Below are 21,670 nucleotides of genomic sequence, written 5' to 3' on the forward strand. Positions count from 1 at the left end.
CCCCGAGCTGAGGCGGCCAAGCGCCAGTATCCAGTGAACGTCGCGCCCCCTCGGGCGGTCTGTTGGCTGCAACAACTGGTTACGGTCGGGTCCGCTCATGTCCCTAGCGCGAATATCGCGTCCTTCTTCCCCTCGTCCGGGGAGCACCTCGAAGCGCCGCTCCGCCGTCGGAGCGCTGGCCGGGCTGCTGCTCGCCGCTTCGCTCACGGGCTGTTCGCCGCTGCAACACGGCTTTTTCGCCCCGGCCGGCCTTGCCGCCAGTGGCGAACGCGACCTGCTGCTGTGGATCGTCGGTCTGGCCCTGGTGGTGGTGCTGCCGGTGATCCTGCTCACCCCGCTGATCGTCTGGCGCTATCGCCACGGCAACGACCGCGCCGCCTACCGGCCGCGCTGGGAGTTCTCCTGGCTGCTGGACGTCTTCGCCTGGGGCGTCCCGGCGCTGATCGTCGCGGTGCTGGCGATGCTGGTCTGGACCCGCACCCACAGCCTGGACCCCTATCGCTCGCCGACACCTGGCGTGGCGCCGCTGGAGGTCCAGGTGATCGGCCTGGACTGGAAGTGGCTGTTCCTCTACCCCGAGCAGGGCATCGCCAGTGTCAACGAACTGGTCCTGCCGGCGGGCCGTCCGGTACAGCTCAAGCTCACCAGCGATACGGTGATGCAGTCGCTGCTGTTGCCGCGCCTGGGCGGCCAGATCTATGCCATGGCCGGCATGCAGACGCAGCGCTATCTGCAGATTCCCGCGCCCGGCCAGTTCGAGGGACGCAACGCTCAGTACAGCGGTAAGGGCTTCCAGGACCAGCACTTCCCGATCCGGGTGTTGGGCGAGGCCGACTTTCAAGCCTGGACCCAAAGGGTGGGTCAGGCTCGCGAGGCGCTGGACTGCGCTCATTACCAGGTGCTGGCCCGCCCCGGCACCCTGGAGCAGGCCGCCGAGCTGCGCCTGACCCAACCCGCTCTCTTCGCCTGGGTGCTGGCGCGCTATCGCCAGGACCCGGTACCCGCCTGCGACACCTTCACCGGAGCCGCCCATGACTGACTCCTCGGCCCTCTGGCACCTGCTGTTCGGCCGCCTGGGCTACGACGCCCTGCCCTTCTACAGCCTGGTGGCCACCTGCGGCGCCAGCGTGGTGATCCTCGGCGCCCTCGCCACGGCCGGGGTGATCACCTGGCTCGGCAAATGGCGCTATCTCTGGCAGGAGTGGTTCACCAGCCTGGACCACAAACGCATCGGCATCATGTATGTGGTGCTGGCCCTGGTGATGTTCAGCCGTGGCGTGGTGGAAGGGGTGATGATGCGCACTCAGCAGGCCCTGGCCATCGACGCGCCGGGCTATCTGCCGCCGGAACACTTCGGGCAGCTGTTCAGCACCCACGGCACCATCATGGTGTTCTTCGTGGCCATGCCCTTTCTTACCGGGCTGATCAACTTCGTCATGCCGCTGCAGATCGGCGCCCGCGACGTGCGCTTTCCGCTGCTCAATGCCATCAGCCTCTGGTTGACGGTAGCCGGCGCGGCGCTGGTGATGGTCTCACTGGTGCTGGGGCGCTTCTCCACTGGTGGCTGGAGCGGCTATCCGCCCTATACCGGCATCGAATATCAGCCCGGCGTCGGCCCGGACTACTGGATCTGGGCCCTGACCCTGAGCTCCCTGGGCAGCACCCTCACCGGCCTCAACTTCGCGGTAACCCTCTACAAGGAACGGGCGCCGGGCATGCGCCTGTTCCACATGTCGCTGTTCAGCTGGACCGCGCTGTGCACCAGCATCCTGATGATCTTCGCCATGCCGCCGCTGACCGTGGCCACCCTGCTGCTGGCCCTGGACCGCTACCTGGACTTCCACTTCTTCACCAATACCCAGGGCGGCAACCTGATGAACTACATCAACCTGTTCTGGCTGTTCGGCCACCCGGAGGTGTACATCCTCATCCTGCCGGCCTTCGGGGTGTTTTCCGAGGTCTTCGCCACCTTTTCCACCAAGCGTCTCTATGGCTATCACTCGCTGGTCTGGGCCACCCTGGTGATCGCCGTGTTGTCCTTTACCGTCTGGCTGCACCACTTCTTCACCATGGGCCAGAGCCCCAAGATCAACGCCGCCTTCGGCATCGCCACCATGCTCATCGGCATTCCCACCGGGGTGAAGATCTACGACTGGATGGCAACCATGTTCCGCGGTCGCATCCGCCTGACCACGCCGCTGATCTACGCGGTAATGTTCATCATGCTGTTCGTCATCGGCGGCCTTACCGGCATCACCCTGGCCACACCGCCGGTGGACTATCAGGTGCACAACACCGTGTACCTGGTCGCCCACTTCCACAACATGCTGATCCCCGGAATGCTGTTCGGCATGCTGGCCGGCTATCACTTCTGGTTTCCCAAGGCCTTCGGCTTTCGCCTCGACGAGCGCTGGGGCCGCATCGCCGCCCTGAATTTCGGCCTGGGCTTCCTGCTCGCCTTCATGCCGCTGTACGTGCTGGGCGTCTCCGGCCTGCCGCGGCGCAGCCAGGCGATCCACAATCCCGATTTCGCCCCGCTGCTGTGGGTCGCCGAGCTGGGCGCGGTGATCCTGCTCGCCGCCCTGGCCAGCCTGGTGATCCAGCTGGTGGTGAGCATCCGCCGGCGCGACAGTACGCGGGTGCCGGTGGGCGATCCCTGGAATGGCCGCACCCTGGAATGGGCCGTGGCCGCGCCGCCGCCGGAATACAACTTCGCCGTGCCGCTGCCGATCAACGACCGGGATCCCTTCACCTGGCTCAAGGAACAGGGCCTGGCCTACGACCGGCCGCGGACCTATGCCGATCTGGTGCTTCCCAAGAACAGTGCCGTCCCGGTCATCGTCGGCGCGGCGGGCTTCGCCTGCGCCTTCGGCCTGGTCTGGCACATCGGTTGGATGGCGGTACTGGGGCTGCTGGTGGCCTGGGGGGCGGTGATCGCCCGCAGTTTCCAGCGCGATACCGAGCGACTGATCTCGGCGGCGGACGTTCGGCGCGAACATGAGGCCTGGCTGGATGAGGTCGCCGCGACCCGCCCCGTCACGCGCGACGAGGAAACCGGGCCGGGCAATCGTGGCCTGGCGGAGATGGGGCCATGAGTTCGCGTGATATGAACCACGCCGGCCTCAACGTCGGTCACACCGATCACGCGACCCACGCCGAGGCCGAATACTCGCTGTTCGGCTTCTGGATCTTCCTGATGAGCGACGCCCTGGTGTTCGCGCTGCTGTTCGCCATCTACGCGACGCTGCAGCACGCCACCGCCGGGGGCCCGGTCGCCCGGGACGTCTTCGAGATCGGCAGTGTCACCCTGCAGACCCTGGTGCTGCTGGCCAGCAGCTTCACCTATGGCCTGGCGTCCCTGGCCATGAAGTACCACGAGGGTCGCCTGCGGCCCCTGGTGACCTGGCTGCTGGTGACCCTGGCGCTGGGCCTGGTCTTTCTGGGCCTGGAGGTGCACGACTTCCTCAGCATGGCGGACAAGGGCGCCCTGCCCCAGCGCAGCGCCTTTCTCTCGGCCTTCTTCGCCCTGGTGGGCATGCACGGGGTGCACGTCGCCAGTGGCTGTCTGTGGCTGGTGGTGATGCTGGTGCAACTCAGGGTGTTCGGCCTGGATACGCCGGTGAAGACCCGGCTGATGCGGCTGGGCCTGTTCTGGCATTTTCTCGATATCGTCTGGGTAGCCATCCTCTCGGTGGTCTACCTGCAGGGGCTGCTGCCATGAAGAGAGATGACTATCGTCGGGAGCTGACGAGCTACGTGATCGGCCTGCTGCTGGCGGTGACGCTGAGCCTGATCCCCATCGGTCTGGTGCTCTTCCCGAGCTGGCCGCGCGGCACCACCCTGGGGGTCATCTTCGGCCTGGGTCTGCTGCAGATCCTGGTGCACCTGCGCTGCTTCCTGCATATCAGCCTGGGCCGCTCGCACCGCCACGACCTCTATCTGCTCTTGTTCACCAGCCTGATCCTGGTGCTGATGGTGGTGGGCAGCCTGGTGGTGCTCGGCGATCTGCAGCACCGCATGCATTGATCGGCTTGCCGCCCGACTGCGCGGCAAGCCGATCCTTCTCGCACCTTACTGGGTACGCGTCACGCGCCAGACGGTGTTGGCCAGGTCGTCGGCGATGAGGACGCCACCGCGCTGATCCACCGCCACCCCGACCGGTCGGCCGCGGGTCTTGCCGTCGTCGCCGTAGAACCCGGTAGCGAAGTCGATGGGCTCGCCGGCCGGACGGCCCTGCTGGAAGGGCACGAAGACCACGCGGTAGCCCACCGGCTTGTCGCGGTTCCAGCTGCCGTGTTCGCCAACGAAGACGCCATCGGTGAATTGCCCACCCACCGCCGCGGTGGCAAAGGTCACCCCCAAGGCGGCGACATGGGAGCCCAGGCTGTAGTCGGGCTTGATGGCGGCGGCGACCTTGGCCGGATCCTGCGGCTGGGCGCGGGTATCGACGTTCTGCCCCCAATAGCTGTAGGGCCAGCCATAGAACCCGCCCTCGCGGATGGAGGTCAGGTAGTCCGGCACCAGGTCCGGGCCGATCTCGTCGCGCTCGTTGGCCACCGCCCACAGCTGGCCGCTGTCGGGCTGGATGGCCAGGGCGGTGGGATTGCGCACCCCAGTGGCATAGTTCTTGTGCGCGCCGCTCTGGGCATCGATCTGCCAGATCACCGCGCGATCCACCTCGACATCCATGCCGCGCTCGCCGACGTTGCTGTTGGAGCCGATGCCCACATAGAGGTAGCGACCATCGGCGCTCGCGGCGAGGGACTTGGTCCAGTGGTGATTGATCGCCGCCGGCAGATCCACCAGCTTGTCCGGCGCGCCGCTGGCCTGGGTCTGGCCGTCCTGGTAGGGAAAGCTGACCAGGGCGTCCTGGTTGGCCACATAGATCCGCCCATTGGCGAAGGCCAGGCCATAGGGCGCGTTGAGATTCTCGGCGAACACCGTCTTGAGTTCGTATTTGCCATCGCCGTCGGCATCGCGCAGCAGGGTCAAGCGATTGCCACCCTTCACCTGGGTGTTGCCCTTGGCCTTGATGTAGCCGGCGATGACGTCCTTGGGTTTCAGCTTCGGCGCGTTGCCGCCGCGGCCCTCGGCCACCAGGATGTCGCCATTGGGCAGCACCAGCATCTGCCGCGGAATGCGCAGGTCAGTGGCGATGGCGGTAATGGTGTAGCCCTGGGGCACGGTGGGCGTGCGATCGCCCCAGGGGGCCGGCTCGGCGATCTTCATGCTCGGCAGGAGGCCGCGCTGGGGTTCGGGCAGCTTGGGATCGGGCCCGCGTGCCTGGGTGTCGGCACCGCCTTCGTTGCCGCAGGCGGCCAGCAGCACGGCCAGACCAAGGACGCTCAAGGCTCTTGGAGTGCTCATCGAACCACCTCCGAACGCAGGTTAGAGAGGGCGATCCAGGCGGCCACCAGGCTCAGCACCGAAACAACCACCGAGAGGATCAGCCCGGCGGGCATCACCGCCCAGGCATCCTTGGCGTGTTCGAAGGCATTGACCAGCCCCAGCGCCCAGGCCAGCAGCAGCAGGAGGAAATAGGCCGCCGGCCGGCGACCGCGGAAGCGCGCACCGAACAGATTGCCGAGGGCGAACAGCAGGGCCAGCCCGGACAGCAACAGGGCGCCGGCGATCAGCCAGGCGGCAAAGTTGGCCCACTGGATCTGCATCGTCTGGTAGTAGGCGATATCGCTGAGCAGGCCGCCGATGAACAGCGGGACGGAGCCGGCCAGCAGCAGCGCGTGCAGCGGGCCGGGCCGGACAGGATGGTAATGGTGGGCAGCTACGGTCACTGACGACTCCTTTTCATGACGGGACGTGGCAGGGCCGGGCAGCCACTGCGCAACGCAAGACGCACTGAAAAGGATTGCGCGCGCCCGGGGTTAGTTCAGCCGCTTCGCCTGGCGGACACCTCTTGCAAAAGAAGAGATAATGACAGTCTCGTTGCAGCCACGGCCTCTGCCAGGCGCCTGTCCGGCAATGCCGCCGGTGCAACCCGCTGTCCAGCTGCCGACCGAAGGGCTGGACGTCACCTCGTCCACAGGAATCTTTCGCGCATGACCTCTTCCCGGTCCGTCGACCAGGCCTCCCGGCGCGCGGCCATCGTCCTCGCCTTCTGCCTGCCCAGCGACGTGCTGCTCTACCTCGTCCTGCCCATGTACGCCCCGGTCTTCGGCATCACCCTGATCGAGGCCGGCATCCTGCTGGCCGCCAACCGGGTGATCCGCATCGTCGGCTATCGCTATGTGGTGCAGCTCTATGCCCGCTGCGGCGATCGGCGCAGCCTGGTGGTGGCCGCCGCGGTGGCCGCGCTCTGCGCCCTGGGCAACGCCAACCTCTCGGGTTTCTGGGCGCTGCTGGGGCTACGCCTGGCCTGGGGCCTGAGTTTCGCCACCTTCAACCTGTCCACCCAGGTCCTGGCCACCGCCGACCCGGCCGGCGCCGCCCGGCGCACCGGCACCTCCCGGGCGCTGATCGCCATCGGCCCCATGCTCGCCCTCTCCGCCGGGGCCTGGCTCACCCTGCAATACGGGCCGCGAGCGGTGCTGCTGCTGAGCAGCGGTCTCTGCCTGATCGGGCTGCTGCTGGCCCTGGGACTGCCGCGCGCCGGTCACGAATTGCCGGCGCCCGGGCGGCGCCTGCGCTGGCCGGATCGCATCGTCACCTGGTCCTTCATCGAAGGCGTGACCCTGGATGGCCTGTTCATCTTTGGCCTGTCGGCCTTTTCCCAGGCGGTGCTGGGCGGCGACGCGGTACTGGTGGCCGGCTTGCTGATGGCGCTGCGCTATGTGTCCGACATGCTGCTCAGCCCCCTCGGCGGTCGGGCGGCGGATCGCTATGGCGCGGCACCCATGCTGGTGGTCTGCTCGACGCTGACCGCGCTGTTCCTGATCGCCTTCGGCTTCCACTGGCTGATCCTCGGTGCCGGCGGAGTACTGATCCTGCGCGCCCTGCAGATCCCCCTGGTGGTGACCCTGGTCGCCACCCGCCATCCCGGTCAGGCCCGGCTGCCGGCGCTGGCCTCCAACGCCATGTGGCGCGACGTGGGTGCCAGCGTGGGGCCGCTGCTGGCGGGCGTGCTCATCCCGCTGGTGCCTTCGACCCTGCTGTACCCGCTGTCCGGCCTGGCCATCCTGGTCAGCTCCCTGGCGTGCCTGGGCGTGAAGCCGGCGCGCGAGTGAGCCCGCCGGCCCTGGCATCCCGCCCTAGCGGACGGGTGCCAGGGGAGCCTGGTGCTACTTGCCTTTCGCCTGCAGCACCGGCTCGCTGACGCCCTTGACGCCGACCAGGGTCAGGCTGGTCAGCAGCACGTTCTGCGGGCCCTGGTAGGCGTCCACCGGCTTGTACCATTCCGCCAGCGAGTGGGCACTGCCGCCCTCCCCGCCGCCGCTGATGGTCATGGCCGGCACGCCCAGGGACATGGCGGTGTTGGAGTCGGTGCTGCCACCGCTCAGGGTGACCTTGGCGCCGTTGGTGACGGCGGCGATGGAGCGCTGCGCCGTCTGTACCATGGGCGAATCCTCCGCCGTGCCACCGGCCGGACGATCACCGATCAGCTTGATGTCGACCGAAATCTGATCGGTGTCCCAGCGCTTGTTCTCCTCCTTCACCGCGTCCTGCACCAGGGCCAGGATCTCCTTCTCTTCGGCCAGCAGCGCGGCCTCCTCGTTGGATCTCATGTCCAGGGTCAGGCGCGCTTCGCCGGCGATGGCGTTGACCGAGGTGCCGCCCTGCACCGTGCCCACGGTAAAGGTGGTCTTGGGCTCCTTGGGCGGCCGCACCTCGGCGATCTTGGCGATGGCACGGCCCATGGCGTGGATGGCGCTGGGTCGCCCGAATTCGGCGAAGCTGTGGCCACCCGGACCCTTGAAGGTCATCTCGTAGCGGTGGCTGCCGGTGCCGCGATTGACAATCCGCCGCACGTCGATGCCATCCACCGAGATGAAGCCGTCGATGCCCTGGCGATCCTTGAACAGGGCCTTCACCCCGCGCAGGTTGCCCAGCTCCTCCTCGCCCACGGTGCCGACGAAGATCAGGTCACCCACCGTCTCGATGCCGCTCTTGTTCAGGGCGTCGATCACCGACAACAGCGCCGCCAGGCCCCGGGCGTCATCGCCGATGCCGGGGCCATAGGTCTTGCCGTCCTGTTCCTTGAGGGTCAGGTCGGTGCCCTCGGGGAACACCGTATCCAGGTGCGCCGAGACCACCAGCTGCGGACCCTGGCCGCTGCCCTTGCGGGTGGCGATCACATAGCCTTCCGGAGCGATGCTGGCGTCCTTGAGGCCCAGCTCCTGGAAGCGTTTGAGGTAATACTCGGCGCGCACCTTTTCCTTGAACGGCGGCGCAGGAATCTGGGCGATGTGCTTCTGTTCCGTGAAGGTGCGGCCATCATCGGCGCGCAGCGCGTCCAGGGCCTTGGCGACCCGGGCATCGCCCTGCACGGCGGAGAGGGAACTCTCGACACCCGGCGCGGCGGCCAGGGGCAGCGCCAGGGTGGCGGTCGCTGCGGTAAGCACTAGAGCGGAAAAGCGATTGGCCAAAGCCGAACGAGCAAAAGACATCTGACACTCCCATTGCCTGAATTGGTATTCCGATCGGGCGCAATCGTCTGACGAATGCGCCCCGCCTGACCCTAGGTCCCCGCGAACGAAAGGTCAAAGAACCCGGCGTTCTCGGATATGCAGCGTCGTTCAGGGTGCTCCTCGCGACTCAGGAGTCCAGAAACCTCCGCCCCTCGGCCGCCAGCTGCCTGAGCCGCGGAGAGATTCGCGTCCCGCGCTCGGCCAGGGCGGCCGACCAGCCTTCCAGGATGCTGACGATTCGCTCCAGCCCGCACTGGTCGGCGTGGTACAGCAGCCCGCCGCGATAGCGCGGAAAGCCGTAGCCGTGCAGCCAGACCAGATCGATGTCGACCGGCTGTTCGACGATGCCCTCCTCCAACAGCCAGGCTGCCTCGTTGATCATCACGAACAGGCAGCGTTCGAGGATCTCCGTATCACTGTGGCTGCGCGGGGTGAGACCCCGGCGCTGACGGTGGGTGGCGAGCAACTCGGCGACTAGGGGATCCGCCTGGCCCTGGCGCTGACCCAGCCCATAGCGGTAGTAGCCGGCGCCGGACTTCTGGCCAAGACGGCCGCGGGCGTGGAGCTGCTCGATCAGGTCGCAGGCCCGCTCGGCTGGGCTGAGGGATTCACCCCGCCCCTGGCGATTGCGCCAGGCGATGTCGATCCCGGCCAGGTCGCGCAGCTCGAAGGGGCCCATGGGAAAGCCGAATTCACGCAGCACCCGGTCGACCTGTTCGGGTGCTGCGCCCTCTTCCACCAGCAGGGTCGCCTCGCGTTCGCGCACCGCCAGCAGGCGATTGCCGACGAAGCCATGGCAGTTGCCCACCGCCACCGTGGTCTTGCCCAGGCGCTCGCCCAGCTGCAGGGCAGTGGCCAGGACAGCAGGCGCGACCGCGCGGGTGCGAACCACCTCCAGCAGCTTCATCACCTGGGCCGGACTGAAGAAGTGCATGCCGATCACCGCTTCGGGCCGGCCGGTCACCCCGGCGATGGCATCGATGTCCAGATAGGAGGTGTTGGTGGCCAGGATGGCGCCAGGCTTGGCCAGACGATCGAGCTGACGAAAGACCTCCTGCTTGACCGCCAGATCCTCGAACACCGCCTCGATGATCAGATCGGCGTCGGCTACCGCGTCCAGGGTCGCTTCACAGCGGATCAGGGCGGCGCGCGCGCTGGCCTGATCCGCCGTCAGGCGGCCCTTGGCTAGGGCTCCGGAGAAGTAGCCGTCGATCGTGGCGCGGCCTCGTTCCAGGGCCTGGGGCTGGGTATCGATCAGGACGGTGGCCAGGCCGGCGTTGGCCAGGCAGAGGGCGATACCGCTGCCCATCAGCCCCGCGCCGATCACCGCCACCTGCCGCAACGCTACGAGAGGCGCCGCCGTGGCCAGGGCGCGATTACGACCCGCCAGGGCGCGCTCGGCGAAGAACACCTGGCGCATGGCCCGGGCCTGAGCGGACTCGCGCCGGGCAACGAACAGCTCACGCTCGCGCTGCAGGGCGGCGGACAGCGGCAGCTGCCAGGCACCGCGCAAGGCGTCCAGCGCCAGCACCGGTGCCTCCTGGCCCGGAAACTTGCGCAGCAGCCCGCGGGCCTGGGCCTCGAAGGAATCGGGGTCGAACGGAGATACTGTCTGCGCCGCCGTCGGCCGTGGCGACAAGGAGGGATGATCACGCAGAAAATCCTGGGCCAGGGCCAGAGGTTCACCTTCGCCCAGACCATTGATCAGCCCCGCGCCAAGCGCCGCACTGGCATCCATGCGCGTGCCGCCCACGATCATATCCAGCGCCAGGGGTGCGCCAACCAGGCGCGGCAGGCGCTGGGTGCCGCCCGCGCCCGGGATCAGGCCCAGGCTGACTTCCGGCAAGGCGAAGGTGGTAGCGGTCGCCGCGACCCGGTAATGACAGGCCAGCGCCAGCTCCAGCCCGCCGCCCAATACCGTGCCATGCAGCGCGGCGATCACCGGCTTGGGCGAGGCTTCGAAGGCCGCCAGCACAGCCGGCAGCTGGGGCTCCTGCAGCGGCAGGTCGAATTCGCGGAGGTCGGCGCCGGCGACGAAGGTCCGCCCGGCGCAGGTGATCACCAGCGTCTGGATCCCGTCATCGGCCAGGGCCTCCTGCAGCCGAGCCAGGAGCCCCGCACGCACCTCGCGGGACAGGGCATTGACCGGTGGATGGTCCAGGGTGATGACGCCCAGGGCGTCGATCCGTTGCAGGGTTACGATGGTCATGTAGGGTCTCCCGAAGGGTCAGAGCAGCGACAGCGGATAGCTGGCGATGACGCGGACGTCATTGGCGTCCCGCGAGAAATCGGAACGGTAGGTGGCGCTGCGCAGGCGCAGATTCAGGCCCTTGAGCGAGCCGCCCTGCAGCACGTATTGCAGCTCCACATCCAGTTCCCGTTCGCCGCCGGACGCGCCGCCGCGCAGTTCGGCCTGGCTGCCGCGTACGAAGCGCGTCATGAAGTTCAGGCCGGGGATACCCAGCTGGCCGAGGTCATAGTCGTAGCGCGCCTGCCAGGAGCGCTCGTTGGTCTCGGCGAAGTCGCCCACCTGGACGAAGTTGACCAGATAGGGGTCGGTGCCATTGACGTAGGGAAAGGCCGTCGAGCCCGACATCTTCTGATAGCCCAGGCCCAGGGAATGGCCGGCGCGCTTGTAGGTACCCAGGGCGCTGAAGGCGCGGTTGTCGATGCGTCCGCCGCGGGCGTTGCCCTCGTCGTCGCTGTCGAACAGCCGCACCTCGGTGAGGAAGACGCCCCAGTCGCCCTTGCGGCGGTCAGTCAGACCAAGAAAGCGCTGGCGATAGACATCTTCCAGCACGGCGTACTGAACACTCAGGTCAGTGGTGGTACCGAAGCGGTAGAGGGCGCCGACGACATTGAAATCGCTCCCCTCGAGGGAGCCGCTGAAACGGCGATTCTTGTTGTTCAGCGAAAGGCCGTCGGCTCCGGAGCTGTCGCGATAGACCGTGCGCTGGATGTTGGCGCCGGTCAGGGTCAGACCCTTGATCTCCTTGAATTCGAACTGGCTGCCCTCGAAGGTCTGGGGCAGCAGGCGGCCATTGTTGGTGACCAGGGTCGGCCAACGCGGTAGCAGGGTGCCGATCCGCAATTCGCTCCTGGAGAGGCGCGCCTTGAAGGTCGCCCCGGCCTTGGCGTATTCGCCGGGCGCGCGGCCCTCGTCGTCTACCGGCAACAGACCGGTGCCGGTGCGGCCACGGCCCGAATCGAGCTTCAACCCCACCAGGCCCAGGGCGTCCAGGCCGAAGCCAAGGGTGCCCTGGGTAAAGCCGGATTCGTACTTGAGGATGAAGCCCTGGCCCCACTCCTCACGCTTGGACTGGCCGCTGCCGTCGCGGAAGTCGCGATTCATATAGAAGTTGCGTAGTTCCAGGGTGGCCTTGCTGTCTTTGAGGAAGCCCTCGGCATAGGTCAGGGGCGACAGCAGGGCAATACCCAGCCCTGCCGCCAGGATCGGCTTGTCATGATGCCTGTGCATAGGAGGTCTCTACCGAACCCTGGCCACCCGCGGCGTACCAGGGGAATGGAAGGAAGCGTGCGGCTCAGCGCACCTGCGTCAGGTAATCGGCGGCGGTACCGGGGATCTGGGTGTTCTGGATCTGGCCCAGGAAGGTAATGGCGCGCTGGACGTCCTCATCGGTGAGATAGGGCGTCGCGGGGAAGGACTTGCGGTTGTTCTTCCAGGCGGCGGCATAGACCTCGTCGTTGACGCCCTCGAAGCGGGTGCGCACGGCCTTGGCGGCCTCGTCCGGATGCTGGCTGATCAGCTGGGTGGCGTCGTTGAGCGCCGCGAGGAACGCCTTGACCGTGTCCGGATGCTCCTGCGACCACTCGCGGCGAGCGCTCAGGGCGATGGAAGGATAGCCGTCCAGGGCCTTTACCTGGCCCTCGGACATGTCCAGCAGGGTGAAGCCCTGCTGCTCGATCACCGCGCTGTCCGACGCCGGCGACGACAGCGCGAAGCCGTCGATGCGGCCCTGGGCGAAGGCGGCCAGCATGGCGCCGCCATTGTTCAGGTACAGCAGGGTGAAATCCTTCTCCGACTGCAGCTTGGCTTCCTGACCGAGGAAGCGCACCAGGAAGTCGGCGCTGCCGCCAGTACCGCTGACCGCCAGGCGCAGCCCCCTGAAGGCGGCCAGGCGCTGCTCGACGGTGGAGTTGGCGTTCAGCCCCAGGCGGTCGGCCACCTCCTGGCGGATCACCACGTTGCTCGCATACTGGCCTACCATGCGCCCCAGCAGGGTCACGTCGGCGCCCTTCACCTTGGCGTTGATGGCGTTCTGGATGGCGCAGGAACAGAACTCCACCGAGCGGCTGACCAGCCCGGAGGCGGCGGCGCCGCCACCCTTGAACTTGACCAGGCTGACGTCCAGCCCGTGCTTCTTGAACAGCCCGGCATCCAGCGCCACGAACAGCGGCATGTGCACGAAGCCTTCGGTACCTATGGCCACCTTGACCGCTTCATCGGCCTGCACGGCGGGGGTGGTGGTCAGCAGCGCGGCACTCAGGCCAAGGGCGGAAAACAGACGCTTGAACGACATGGCAAAGACCTCTCTTCTTCTTGTAATGGGTAGTGGGAGCATTCAGATCGAGAGTTCGCGGGCGTCCTGTTCCTTCTTCCAGGGCATCAGCGCGGTTTCCAGCTTGCGCACCGCCGCCTGCAGCAGCAGCGCCAGGAAGATGATCGCCAGCAGCGCGGCGAAGACCCCGGCGGTGTCCAGCTGGCCGGCGGCGTCCTGCAGCAGGTAGCCCAGGCCGCGGTTGGCCGCCATGATCTCGCCGACGATGGCGCCGATCAGCGCATAGGGCACCGACAGCTTGAGCCCGGTGAACACCCACTGGATGGCCGAGGGCAGCACCACCTTGCCGATCAGGTGATGTTCTTTGGCGCCCATCAGCCGCAGGATCTCCAGCTGCTCGCGCTCCACCGCGCGCACGCCGCTGTAGGTGTTGAGGAACACCAGGAAGAACACGATGGTGGCGGTCAGGATGATCTTCATCTCGATGCCGATGCCGAACCACATGATGAACAGCGGCGCCAGGGCCACCTTGGGCAGGCTGTAGATGGAGATCAGGATGGGATCGAGCAGCTTGGCCAGGGTCTCGTTGCGGCCCAGCAGCAGGCCGACGCTGATCCCGGCGCAGGCGCCGCAGAAGAAGCCGGCCAGGGTCTCGACGACGGTGATCCAGCCATGGGCGAACAGCCGCCCGCTGGCGACCAGCTCGACGAAGCGGCCGCCGATCTCGCTGGGCGAGCTGACGAAGAAGGGATCCACCAGCGGTCCCGAGGCGAACTGCCAGGACAGCAGGATGACGGCGAAGATGGCGACGCGGCCGAGAAAGATGTTCATAGCAGGATTCTCCAGGGGTGGGCCGCTCAGGCGTCTTGGCTCGGGGTGATAAATTCCCAGAGGTCACCGCAGAGCTGGTGGTAACGCGGGTCCTTGCGCAGCTGCAGGATGTTGCGCTCGTCGCCCAGGGGGATGGGCACGTCGCGGACGATGGTGCCGGGGCGACCGGAGAAGATCAGGCAGCGATCGCCCAGGGCCACCGCCTCGTCCAGGTCGTGGGTGACGAACAGCACGGTCTTCTTCAGCTGGCGACTGAGCTTGAACAACTCGGTCTGCATGCGCATGCGCAGCTGGGCATCGAGCGCCGCGAAGGGCTCGTCCATCAGCAGGGTCTCGGGATCGTAGGCCAGCAGCCGGGCCAGGGCGGCACGCTTGCGCATGCCCCCGGAAAGCTGGCTGGGATAGGCCTTCTCGTGCCCTTCCAGGCCGACCAGGGCCAGCAGGTCGCGGATGCGTGCCTGACGTTCGGCCTTGCCCACCCCGCGGATCTCCAGGGGCACGGCGATGTTGCCGGCCACGTCGCGCCAGGGCAGCAGGTGATCGCTCTGGGTCATGTAGCCCGTGCGGCCGTTGATGCCCTTCACCGGCTGGCCACCGTAGAGCACCTGGCCTTCGGTGGGCGCGAACAGGCCGGCCACCATGTTGAGCAGGGTCGACTTGCCGCAACCGGAAGGACCGACGATGGTCACCACCTGGCCCTGCTGGATGTCGACAGTGATGCTGTGCGAAGCCTGCTTCGCCACGCCCTTGACGGTAAAGGCCTTGGCGACGTTGCGAAAGGAAATCACGGTGGGCGCCGGGGCGATGCCACCGATCGGCTCGCGAGGGCTGGCGTTCTTCAGTACGGCGGACATGGCATTACTCCCGGTTCGAGGACGTGGCGTCGGGTTCAGGACTCATGAACGACGCGACGGCGCCTGACGGTAGGAATGCACACCATGGGAGGTTGATCTGGAAGCTGTTCATAGTGACCTACTTATTGTTATGAGTCAGAAATGAAGCGTTCTTGGATTATGCAAGGGTGAACCTGAGCGGCAATGGCGCTGTTCCACCCTGTGGAACAGCGACGCTTCAGCTCAGCACCGTGAGACCGTCGAGGGCGACCACGCCCTGCCCTTGCGGCCTGACCAGCAGCGGATTGATCTCGGCTTCCTGCAGGCGCTCGCCCAGACGCAGGGCCATGTCGGAGAACGCCACGATGCAGTGCGCCGCCGCCTCGACGTCGGCCCTGGGTCGGCCGCGATAGCCGTCCAGCAAGGGGTAGGTACGCAATTCGGCGAGCATTTCCCGGGCATCCTCCAGGGTCACCGGCAGCAGGCGCAGCGTGGTGTCCTGGAACAGTTCGGCCGTCACCCCGCCCATGCCGAGCAGCAGCGCCGGGCCCAGTTGCGGATCACGGGTGAAGCCGAGGATCAGCTCCTCGCCGCCGCTGACCATTTCCTGCACCAGGAAGGCCTCGGGATCGAAGCCAACCTGGGTGGTCACCTCGTCGCGCATCCGCTCCAGACGTGCACCGATGCCCTCGGGTCGCTGCCGCAGGGCCACGCCGCCCACCTCGCTCTTGTGCGGGATGCGCGCCGAGAGCACCTTGAGTACCACCTCGCCGCCCAGTTCACGGGCCGCCGCCTCGGCCTGACGCGCATCGCCCACTACCCGCTCGCGGGTCACTGGAATGCCGAAGGTCTCGTAGAGCTGCTTGCTGCGCGCCTCGTCCAGCGGACCGGGTTGCAGGTCCGCCAGAGCCACCGGCTCGGCCGAGGGGGCGGCGCCGAGCTGCCCCGGCCGCTGCCTTGCATAGCTGCCTTGCAAGGCCAGCGCCTTGAGCGCTCCGGCACAACTTTCGGGGGCGCTGAAGGCCACCCCGCCCGAACCGTTGATGCGCTGCGCCGCCGCCGGCGCATGGGGACTGATATAGGCCAGCACCGGCTTCTCCGAATTGGCCAGGCTGTCGCGGATGGCATCGGCCATCAGGTGCGGCTGGGCCACCCCGGAGGAACCCACCACGCTGATCACCGCGTCATAGTCGGGGCTGTCCAGCAGGATGCTGATGGCGCCACGCATCACCTCCGGTTGCAGGCCCGCCAGGGTCAGGTCGATGGGGTTGCGGTCGAGCACTGCCTGGTCGCCGACGTCTAGGGCGCGCAGTCGCGCCGCCGTCTCCGCGCCGGGCGGCGGGGTCTGGAAGCCGTTGACGCCCAGGTTGTCGGCGATCAGGGTGCCGGCGCCACCGGTAGAGGTCAGGATGGCTACCCGGGTGCCCTGCATCACCCGGCCACTGGCCAGGGCGAAGGGAATGTCCAGCAGATCGGCGAAGGTCTCGGCGCGGATCACCCCGAGCTGGCGGAAATAGGCCGAATAGAGACCGTCGGAGCCAGCCAGGGCGCCGGTATGGGAGGCCGCGGCGCTGGCGCCGGCTTCCGAGCGGCCGACCTTGAACACCACCACCGGCTTGCCGGCGGCGCGGGCCCGGCCCACGGCGCGGGTGAACCTGGCGGTGTCGCGCAGCCCTTCGAGGTAGAGGGCGATCACCGCGGTGGCCGGATCGCCGGCCAGATGGTCGACGAAGTCGGCGACGTCCAGATCCACCTCGTTGCTGGTGGAGATCAGTTTGGAAAAGCCGATGCCGGCCGCTACGCCACGGGAGAGCAAGGCGCCGAGGATGCCGCCGCTCTGGGAGACCAAGGCCACCTTGCCCGGCAGCAGGGCGTCCATGTCCAGGGCGCCACTCGCGGACAGGGTGATGCGCTCGCTGACGTTGACCAGGCCGATGGTATTGGGGCCGAGGATACGCATGCCGCCGCGCGCGGCCTGGAGTTCCGCCTGGCGGCGGATGCCGCTCTCCCCCGTTTCGCCATAGCCGCCGGCCAGCACGATGGCCGCCGCACAGCCGAGCGCCGCCAGTTCGGCCACCGCCTGATTGGCGCGTTCGGCACCCAGCAGGATGACCGCCACGTCCGGCACCTCGGGCAACTCGGCGATAGAGGGATAGCAGCGCAGGCCGTCGATCTCCTCGTAGCGCGGATTGACCGGATAGAGGCGTCCCTGGAAGCCATGCTTGCGCAGGAAGGCGATGGGCCGGCCGGAGGTCTTGCGGGCGTCGCCCGAGGCGCCGATGACGGCGACGCTGGCCGGACTGAGCAGACGGTCGAGGGCGCTCATCGTTGGCCACCCGCGCTCTTGCGTGCCAGGAAGGCGGCGACCGACTCCTGGTGTTCGCTGGAGGTGTAGCAGATGCCCTGGGCCTGGCTGCCCATGGCCGAGATCTGGCCCTGGGTCAGTTCGAAGGTATTGTTGAGGATCGACTTGCTCAGCCCCAGCGCCGTGGCGGAACCGGCGGACAGTTGCAGCGCCCAGTCCTGGGCCGCTGGCAGCAGCGCATCGTGGGGCACCACCCGGTCGATCATGTTGATGCGCTCGGCTTCGCCCGGCGCGACGGTGCGACCGGTGAAGATCAGCTCCTTGGCCCGGCTCAGGCCGACCCGCCGTGGCAGGAAGTAGAGGCCACCACCGTCGGGGATGAGGCCGCGGGCGATGTAGCTCATGGCGAAGGACGCCTGCTCGGACGCGATGATGAAGTCGCAGCTCAGCGCCATGTCGCAGCCCAGCCCGGTGGCGGCGCCGTTGACCGCGGCGATGGTCGGCTTGGGCAGGTTGTGCAGCAGCGAAACGGCATGGTGAACCCGTTGCTGGCGCTTCCAGCCGTTGAAGGCCACCGAACCGGCCGGCGCACTCATGCGCGCCTGCATGCCCTTGATGTCGCCGCCGGCGCAGAAGCCCTTGCCGGTACCGGTCAGGATCAGCGCCTTGATCGCGCTGTCGGCGGCGATGCGCTCCAGGTGCTCGATCAGCAGGGTGCGCATGTCGTCGCTGATGGCATTGCGCGCTTCGGGGCGGTTGAGCGTCAGGGTGGCGATGCCCTGGGTCACCGTCAGCTCGATGGGGGTCGAGGATTCGGGAGCTGTCGTCATGGGAGGCCTCTCTTATTCTTGGGTTGATTGGCTGCCCGGATCTGCGCCAGGCTTGAAATCAATCTGCGCGAGGAGACCTGTCATGACAACGCAGCCATTCCACCAGGTGGAACACGCCGTCGACGAGCCGAACGCCGCCGACATGCCTGGCCAGGGCAAGGCACCGGCCAACCGCTCGCTGGAGCGTGGCCTGGATGTCCTGCGCGCCTTTCGTCCGGGCACCGAATACCTCACCAATGGCGAACTCAGCGACCTCCTCGGCCTGGCCAAGTCCACCGTCAGCCGCCTGACCCAGACCCTGGTGCGTACCGGCTTTCTGGACTACGACGGCGGCCGCAGCGCCTATCGCCTGGCGCCGACCTTTCTCGGCCTGGCCCATGCCATGCACCAGGGCAGCAGCCTCCTGCAGGCCGCCTCGCCGCTGATGATCAAGGTGGCGCGGGAGCACCAGGTCAACGTCAGTCTGGCGGCGGCGGACCGCGACGAGATGATCTACCTGGAGTCGATTCGCCTGAGTCAACGCAAGACCCCGCGCAACGTCCTGGTCGGCCAGCGCCTGCCGATGGACATCACCTCCCTGGGCCGCGCCTGCCTCGCCGGCCTGGGCGAAGCCCAACGCGAGACGCTGATCGCCACCTTCTGCGCCCGCCGCTGCGAGGCACGCCGGGCGCCACTGGAACAGGAGATCCGCGCCGCGCTCGCCAGCGTCCGCAGCAAGGGCTACTGCCTGGCTGCCTGGCAACCCGAAGTGGTCGCCATCGCCACCCCCCTCGGCCTCCCCGGCTATCGCACCCATGCCCTCAACATCAGCCTGGCCACCCCGCTGTCGGAGGCGGAGATCGAGGAGCGCTATGCCGGGGTGCTGCTGGAATTGGCCGGGAAGATCAGGGCGGCGTGTGGGGTGGTGGCTGGATGACGGCCATTTCCTTGAAGAACTATAATGGCCGGCATAGCCAGCCACCTATTAAAGCCAATTACTAGGGTATAAAACTTGGGCCATTTGAAAATTACAATTTTAGCTCTGCTTTGTTCTACACCCTTCTCAATCTATGCCACTGAACAGTCACCTGACATAAGAGACAGCGTCGAGGCTCGGCTCCTCGACTGTATCAAATCAAATTTTTCAAAAAGCTGCTGGCTGCAAACCTTCCAGGGAAAGATAGTTCCATGGTTAAAAGAAAAAGAAAAGCCAGTATTGATTGAAGGAGAGAAACATTGGCAAAACTGGCTTGACGGAAGGAAAGTCTTTGATGTGTATAAAGTCGAATCCGTAGAAAAAGCACAAATATTTGACTCGAGAGCTTATATTGTAGAAAGGGATGATGGAGAAGTAGCCGGCCTAGTTGTTGGCTTCAGAAGAGCCACTGGCAACTGGTACGTAAGCGATCTCAAAAGTGATAACACAAAGGCGTTCCTCGATAAGATAATATCTACCCCCTGATTCAGCAACATGATTGGCTCCGCTACACCAGCCACGTCTTACTGACGAATACCCATTTGCGTTATGCAAAACTAAAAAATTCTTGCACTACTGTTTCAAACCACTGATCTTGCAATGCCATGATGATCTCTCTACCAACTCAGGCGGCCGTGCAAAATGGTCCTCTACGCCTTCAACAGAAGGCTCACGGCTACATCTATTAAAAGGCGAGTTAAAGGAAGGTGATGTTGCGATAGCTATGGGCGATCCCGAGGGCGTATGAACTGGCAGGTTAAGCCATCCCAATCTTTGTGCGTTGAAGTTCTTAGCAGACTACGAGCGCTACACTTAATACCCGACATCGAATCTTTCCATATCAGGAGTCGCGCTTATGAGAGCTTCCAGCCTGGATCATCTGGTCATCGTGGCCCCGACCCTCGCCGCGGGCGCTCTGCATGTCGAGCAGCGCCTGGGCGTGGCGCTGCAGCCCGGCGGCAAACACGCGCGCATGGGCACCCACAACCTCCTGCTGCGCCTGGGCGACTGCTACCTGGAAGTCATAGCCCCGGACCTCGACGCTCCACCGCCGACCAGACCGCGCTGGTTCGGGCTGGATGAGCTGGAGCCCGATGCCGAGCCCCGCCTGGCGCACTGGGTGGCCAGGACCCGGGGATTGGCTGAGGCGGATGCGCGCCTCATGCAGACCTTCGGCCGCATCGAGTCGATGAGCCGCGGCACGCTGGCCTGGCAGATCTCGATCCACGCCGATGGGCAGCTACCGCTGAGCGGTGTCCTGCCCAGCCTGATCGATTGGGGCGACGCCCGGCACCCCGCGGCTGCGCTGATCGATCAGGGCTGCCGCCTGCAGCGCCTGGAGCTCAGGCATCCCGATGCCGCAGTGCTCGGGCAACAGCTGGAGGCGATCGGCTTTTCCGGCCCCGTCGCGGTGATGCCTGGCGAGAGACCCGGCTTGCTGGCCTATCTGGAGACGCCAACGGGTCTGAAGACCCTTTGATGGCCAACCGCTGACGGCTGACGGCTGACCCGCTCGCCCGCTCAGACCGGCACCACCAGCCCCTGGGCACGATAGGCATCGATATCGATGCCATAGGCACCCGAGGGCTTCACCGCGCGGACGCTGATGAGGCGCCCCTGGCTATCGAGCGGATTGCGCGCCAGGTCCAGCACCCGCTCTGGCCGCGGCTGCTTGTCCGCGTCCAGCACGACAAGGACCCGCGGCTTCAATTTGCTGCCGGCGTCGAAGCCGATGATGATCCCAACCTCCCCCGTGCTCAGCTCGACGATCTCACCGGGCGGATAGACGCCGATCAGCTGGATGAAGGCCAGGACGACGACTTCGTCGAATTGCGTGCCCCGTGCTTCGAAGAGGACGCGCAAGGCTTCCAGGCTAGAACGGCCCTCGCTGTAGGGGCGATCGCTGGTGATGGCGTCGTAGGCATCCACCACGGCGATGATCTTGGCCTTGAAGGGGATGCGCTGCGCCGGCAGCTGGCGGGGGTAGCCCTTGCCATCCATGCGTTCGTGGTGGGTATGGGCGACGTCAACGGCGGCGGGCGGCACCTCGCTGTTGGCCATCAGCAACTGATAGCCGTAGGTGGTATGGGCCTGCATGATGCGGAATTCTTCCTCGGTCAGGCGGCCTGGCTTGTTGAGGATCTCGTCGGGCACCTTGATCTTGCCGACGTCGTGCAGCATGCCGCACACCCCGAGTTCTTCCAGTTCGAGGGGCAGCATGCCCAGCGCCTTGCCCACGGCGATGGCATAGAGCGAGACGCGAAGGCAGTGTTCCGCGGTGTAGTGGTCACGCTGCTTGATGCGCGCCAGCCAGAGGCTGGCCGCGGGGTGTTTGAGCACGCTCTCGACGCACTCGCCGACCGCCCGCCGGACTTCGCTGACGTTGAGTTCCTTGCCGAATCTGACGGCGTCGAGCATCCGCATCGATACGGCGCGTGCCTCGCGCCACACCGGTTCGGTGGTCTTGACCTCATCCCGGTAGTCGATGGCATAGGTCTTGGCCTGAGCGCTGGCCGCCAGGTTGGCGGACAGGTTAGCCGATAGCGGCGTTACGGCAGGACTCTGCCGCCGGTCCACCCAGACGAACTCGCAGGTGTCCTGCAGGGTGCGGAGGTCCTGCACGCTCTGGATGGGGAATCCCTGGAACAGGAAGGGCGTGCCTTCCCAGGGCCGATCCAGTTCGCAGACGTACATGCCCAGCTGCAACTGAGACACGGGCACTCTGATGCTGTATTGGGGCAGCGCCATGGCTTCTCGGCAAGCACGTCAGTGGGCGGGGTCTAATAGGTATTACAATAACCATTGATACCAAAA

19 protein-coding genes are annotated in these 21,670 nt (G+C 66.4%); 8 read left to right on the forward strand and 11 right to left on the reverse strand.

Annotation, left to right across the window (positions count from 1 at the left end):
• Window positions 1-97: 97 nt before the first annotated feature.
• The 4 genes from C722_RS0114685 to C722_RS0114700 are packed head-to-tail and all read left to right on the forward strand — an operon-like array spanning window position 98 to window position 4,026.
• Window positions 98-1,039: a hypothetical protein gene (locus tag C722_RS0114685; protein WP_017641222.1), complete on the forward strand. Its 942-nt coding sequence runs from the start codon at window positions 98-100 to the stop codon at window positions 1,037-1,039.
• Window positions 1,032-3,095, forward strand: a complete 2,064-nt coding sequence (locus tag C722_RS24970) for a cbb3-type cytochrome c oxidase subunit I (RefSeq protein ID WP_017641223.1) — start codon at window positions 1,032-1,034, stop codon at window positions 3,093-3,095. Before C722_RS0114685 ends, C722_RS24970 begins: the two co-directional genes overlap by 8 nt.
• Entirely contained in the window at window positions 3,092-3,721 is a 630-nt protein-coding gene (locus C722_RS0114695) for a cytochrome (ubi)quinol oxidase subunit III (protein WP_026083865.1), read from the forward strand. The genes C722_RS24970 and C722_RS0114695 overlap by 4 nt, the downstream gene beginning before the upstream one ends.
• On the forward strand, window positions 3,718-4,026 hold the full coding sequence (locus C722_RS0114700; protein ID WP_017641225.1) for a cytochrome o ubiquinol/quinol oxidase subunit IV: 309 nt from the start codon (window positions 3,718-3,720) through the stop codon (window positions 4,024-4,026). The genes C722_RS0114695 and C722_RS0114700 overlap by 4 nt, the downstream gene beginning before the upstream one ends.
• Before the next feature lie 45 nt (window positions 4,027-4,071).
• Here the strand turns inward: C722_RS0114700 and C722_RS0114705 are convergent, their stop codons facing one another.
• Together C722_RS0114705 and C722_RS0114710 are read right to left on the reverse strand one after the other, a co-directional pair.
• Entirely contained in the window at window positions 4,072-5,367 is a 1,296-nt protein-coding gene (locus C722_RS0114705; RefSeq protein ID WP_026083866.1) for a sorbosone dehydrogenase family protein, read from the reverse strand.
• On the reverse strand, window positions 5,364-5,792 hold the full coding sequence (locus C722_RS0114710; protein ID WP_017641227.1) for a DUF2231 domain-containing protein: 429 nt from the start codon (window positions 5,790-5,792) through the stop codon (window positions 5,364-5,366). Before C722_RS0114710 ends, C722_RS0114705 begins: the two co-directional genes overlap by 4 nt.
• A 264-nt stretch (window positions 5,793-6,056) precedes the next feature.
• Between C722_RS0114710 and C722_RS0114715 the strand changes: the two genes are divergently transcribed.
• The gene (locus C722_RS0114715) at window positions 6,057-7,181 is read left to right on the forward strand and encodes an MFS transporter (protein WP_017641228.1); all 1,125 of its coding nucleotides are present in this window, start codon (window positions 6,057-6,059) and stop codon (window positions 7,179-7,181) included.
• A 54-nt stretch (window positions 7,182-7,235) separates the two neighbouring features.
• On the opposite strand, the gene C722_RS0114720 is transcribed toward C722_RS0114715, so the two are convergent.
• The 8 genes from C722_RS0114720 to C722_RS0114755 all read right to left on the reverse strand — a co-directional run bounded on the left by C722_RS0114720 (window position 7,236) and on the right by C722_RS0114755 (window position 17,901).
• Window positions 7,236-8,561, reverse strand: coding sequence for a M20/M25/M40 family metallo-hydrolase (locus C722_RS0114720; RefSeq protein ID WP_026083867.1), 1,326 nt, complete (start codon window positions 8,559-8,561; stop codon window positions 7,236-7,238).
• A gap of 148 nt (window positions 8,562-8,709) precedes the next feature.
• Window positions 8,710-10,791 carry a 3-hydroxyacyl-CoA dehydrogenase NAD-binding domain-containing protein gene (locus C722_RS0114725; RefSeq protein WP_017641230.1) on the reverse strand — a complete coding sequence of 694 codons (2,082 nt, stop codon included), beginning with the start codon at window positions 10,789-10,791 and terminating at the stop codon, window positions 8,710-8,712.
• 18 nt (window positions 10,792-10,809) lie between these two features.
• Complete coding sequence (locus tag C722_RS0114730; RefSeq protein ID WP_017641231.1) at window positions 10,810-12,060, reverse strand: OprD family porin; 1,251 nt, start codon at window positions 12,058-12,060, stop codon at window positions 10,810-10,812.
• A gap of 64 nt (window positions 12,061-12,124) precedes the next feature.
• Window positions 12,125-13,123: an ABC transporter substrate-binding protein gene (locus tag C722_RS0114735; protein ID WP_017641232.1), complete on the reverse strand. Its 999-nt coding sequence runs from the start codon at window positions 13,121-13,123 to the stop codon at window positions 12,125-12,127.
• A 42-nt stretch (window positions 13,124-13,165) separates the two neighbouring features.
• Window positions 13,166-13,933 (reverse strand): ABC transporter permease, encoded by a 768-nt coding sequence (locus C722_RS0114740; protein ID WP_017641233.1) that lies wholly within the window; start codon window positions 13,931-13,933, stop codon window positions 13,166-13,168.
• 26 nt (window positions 13,934-13,959) lie between these two features.
• On the reverse strand, window positions 13,960-14,787 hold the full coding sequence (locus C722_RS0114745; RefSeq protein ID WP_017641234.1) for an ABC transporter ATP-binding protein: 828 nt from the start codon (window positions 14,785-14,787) through the stop codon (window positions 13,960-13,962).
• Between the two features lie 217 nt (window positions 14,788-15,004).
• Window positions 15,005-17,092, reverse strand: coding sequence for an acetate--CoA ligase family protein (locus C722_RS0114750; protein WP_017641235.1), 2,088 nt, complete (start codon window positions 17,090-17,092; stop codon window positions 15,005-15,007).
• Entirely contained in the window at window positions 17,089-17,901 is an 813-nt protein-coding gene (locus C722_RS0114755) for an enoyl-CoA hydratase/isomerase family protein (RefSeq protein ID WP_017641236.1), read from the reverse strand. The genes C722_RS0114750 and C722_RS0114755 overlap by 4 nt, the downstream gene beginning before the upstream one ends.
• Before the next feature lie 82 nt (window positions 17,902-17,983).
• Between C722_RS0114755 and C722_RS0114760 the strand changes: the two genes are divergently transcribed.
• The 3 genes from C722_RS0114760 (at window position 17,984) to C722_RS0114765 (ending at window position 20,336) form a co-directional block, all read left to right on the forward strand.
• Window positions 17,984-18,817, forward strand: coding sequence for an IclR family transcriptional regulator (locus tag C722_RS0114760; RefSeq protein WP_017641237.1), 834 nt, complete (start codon window positions 17,984-17,986; stop codon window positions 18,815-18,817).
• A gap of 75 nt (window positions 18,818-18,892) precedes the next feature.
• Window positions 18,893-19,342, forward strand: a complete 450-nt coding sequence (locus C722_RS26250; protein WP_157225835.1) for a hypothetical protein — start codon at window positions 18,893-18,895, stop codon at window positions 19,340-19,342.
• Between the two features lie 370 nt (window positions 19,343-19,712).
• Complete coding sequence (locus C722_RS0114765) at window positions 19,713-20,336, forward strand: VOC family protein (RefSeq protein WP_017641238.1); 624 nt, start codon at window positions 19,713-19,715, stop codon at window positions 20,334-20,336.
• A gap of 41 nt (window positions 20,337-20,377) precedes the next feature.
• On the opposite strand, the gene C722_RS0114770 is transcribed toward C722_RS0114765, so the two are convergent.
• Window positions 20,378-21,604, reverse strand: coding sequence for an HD-GYP domain-containing protein (locus C722_RS0114770; protein WP_017641239.1), 1,227 nt, complete (start codon window positions 21,602-21,604; stop codon window positions 20,378-20,380).
• Window positions 21,605-21,670: the final 66 nt, after the last annotated feature.

Source organism: Pseudomonas sp. 313, assembly GCF_000316965.1.
Taxonomy (GTDB): domain Bacteria; phylum Pseudomonadota; class Gammaproteobacteria; order Pseudomonadales; family Pseudomonadaceae; genus Chryseomonas; species Chryseomonas benzopyrenica.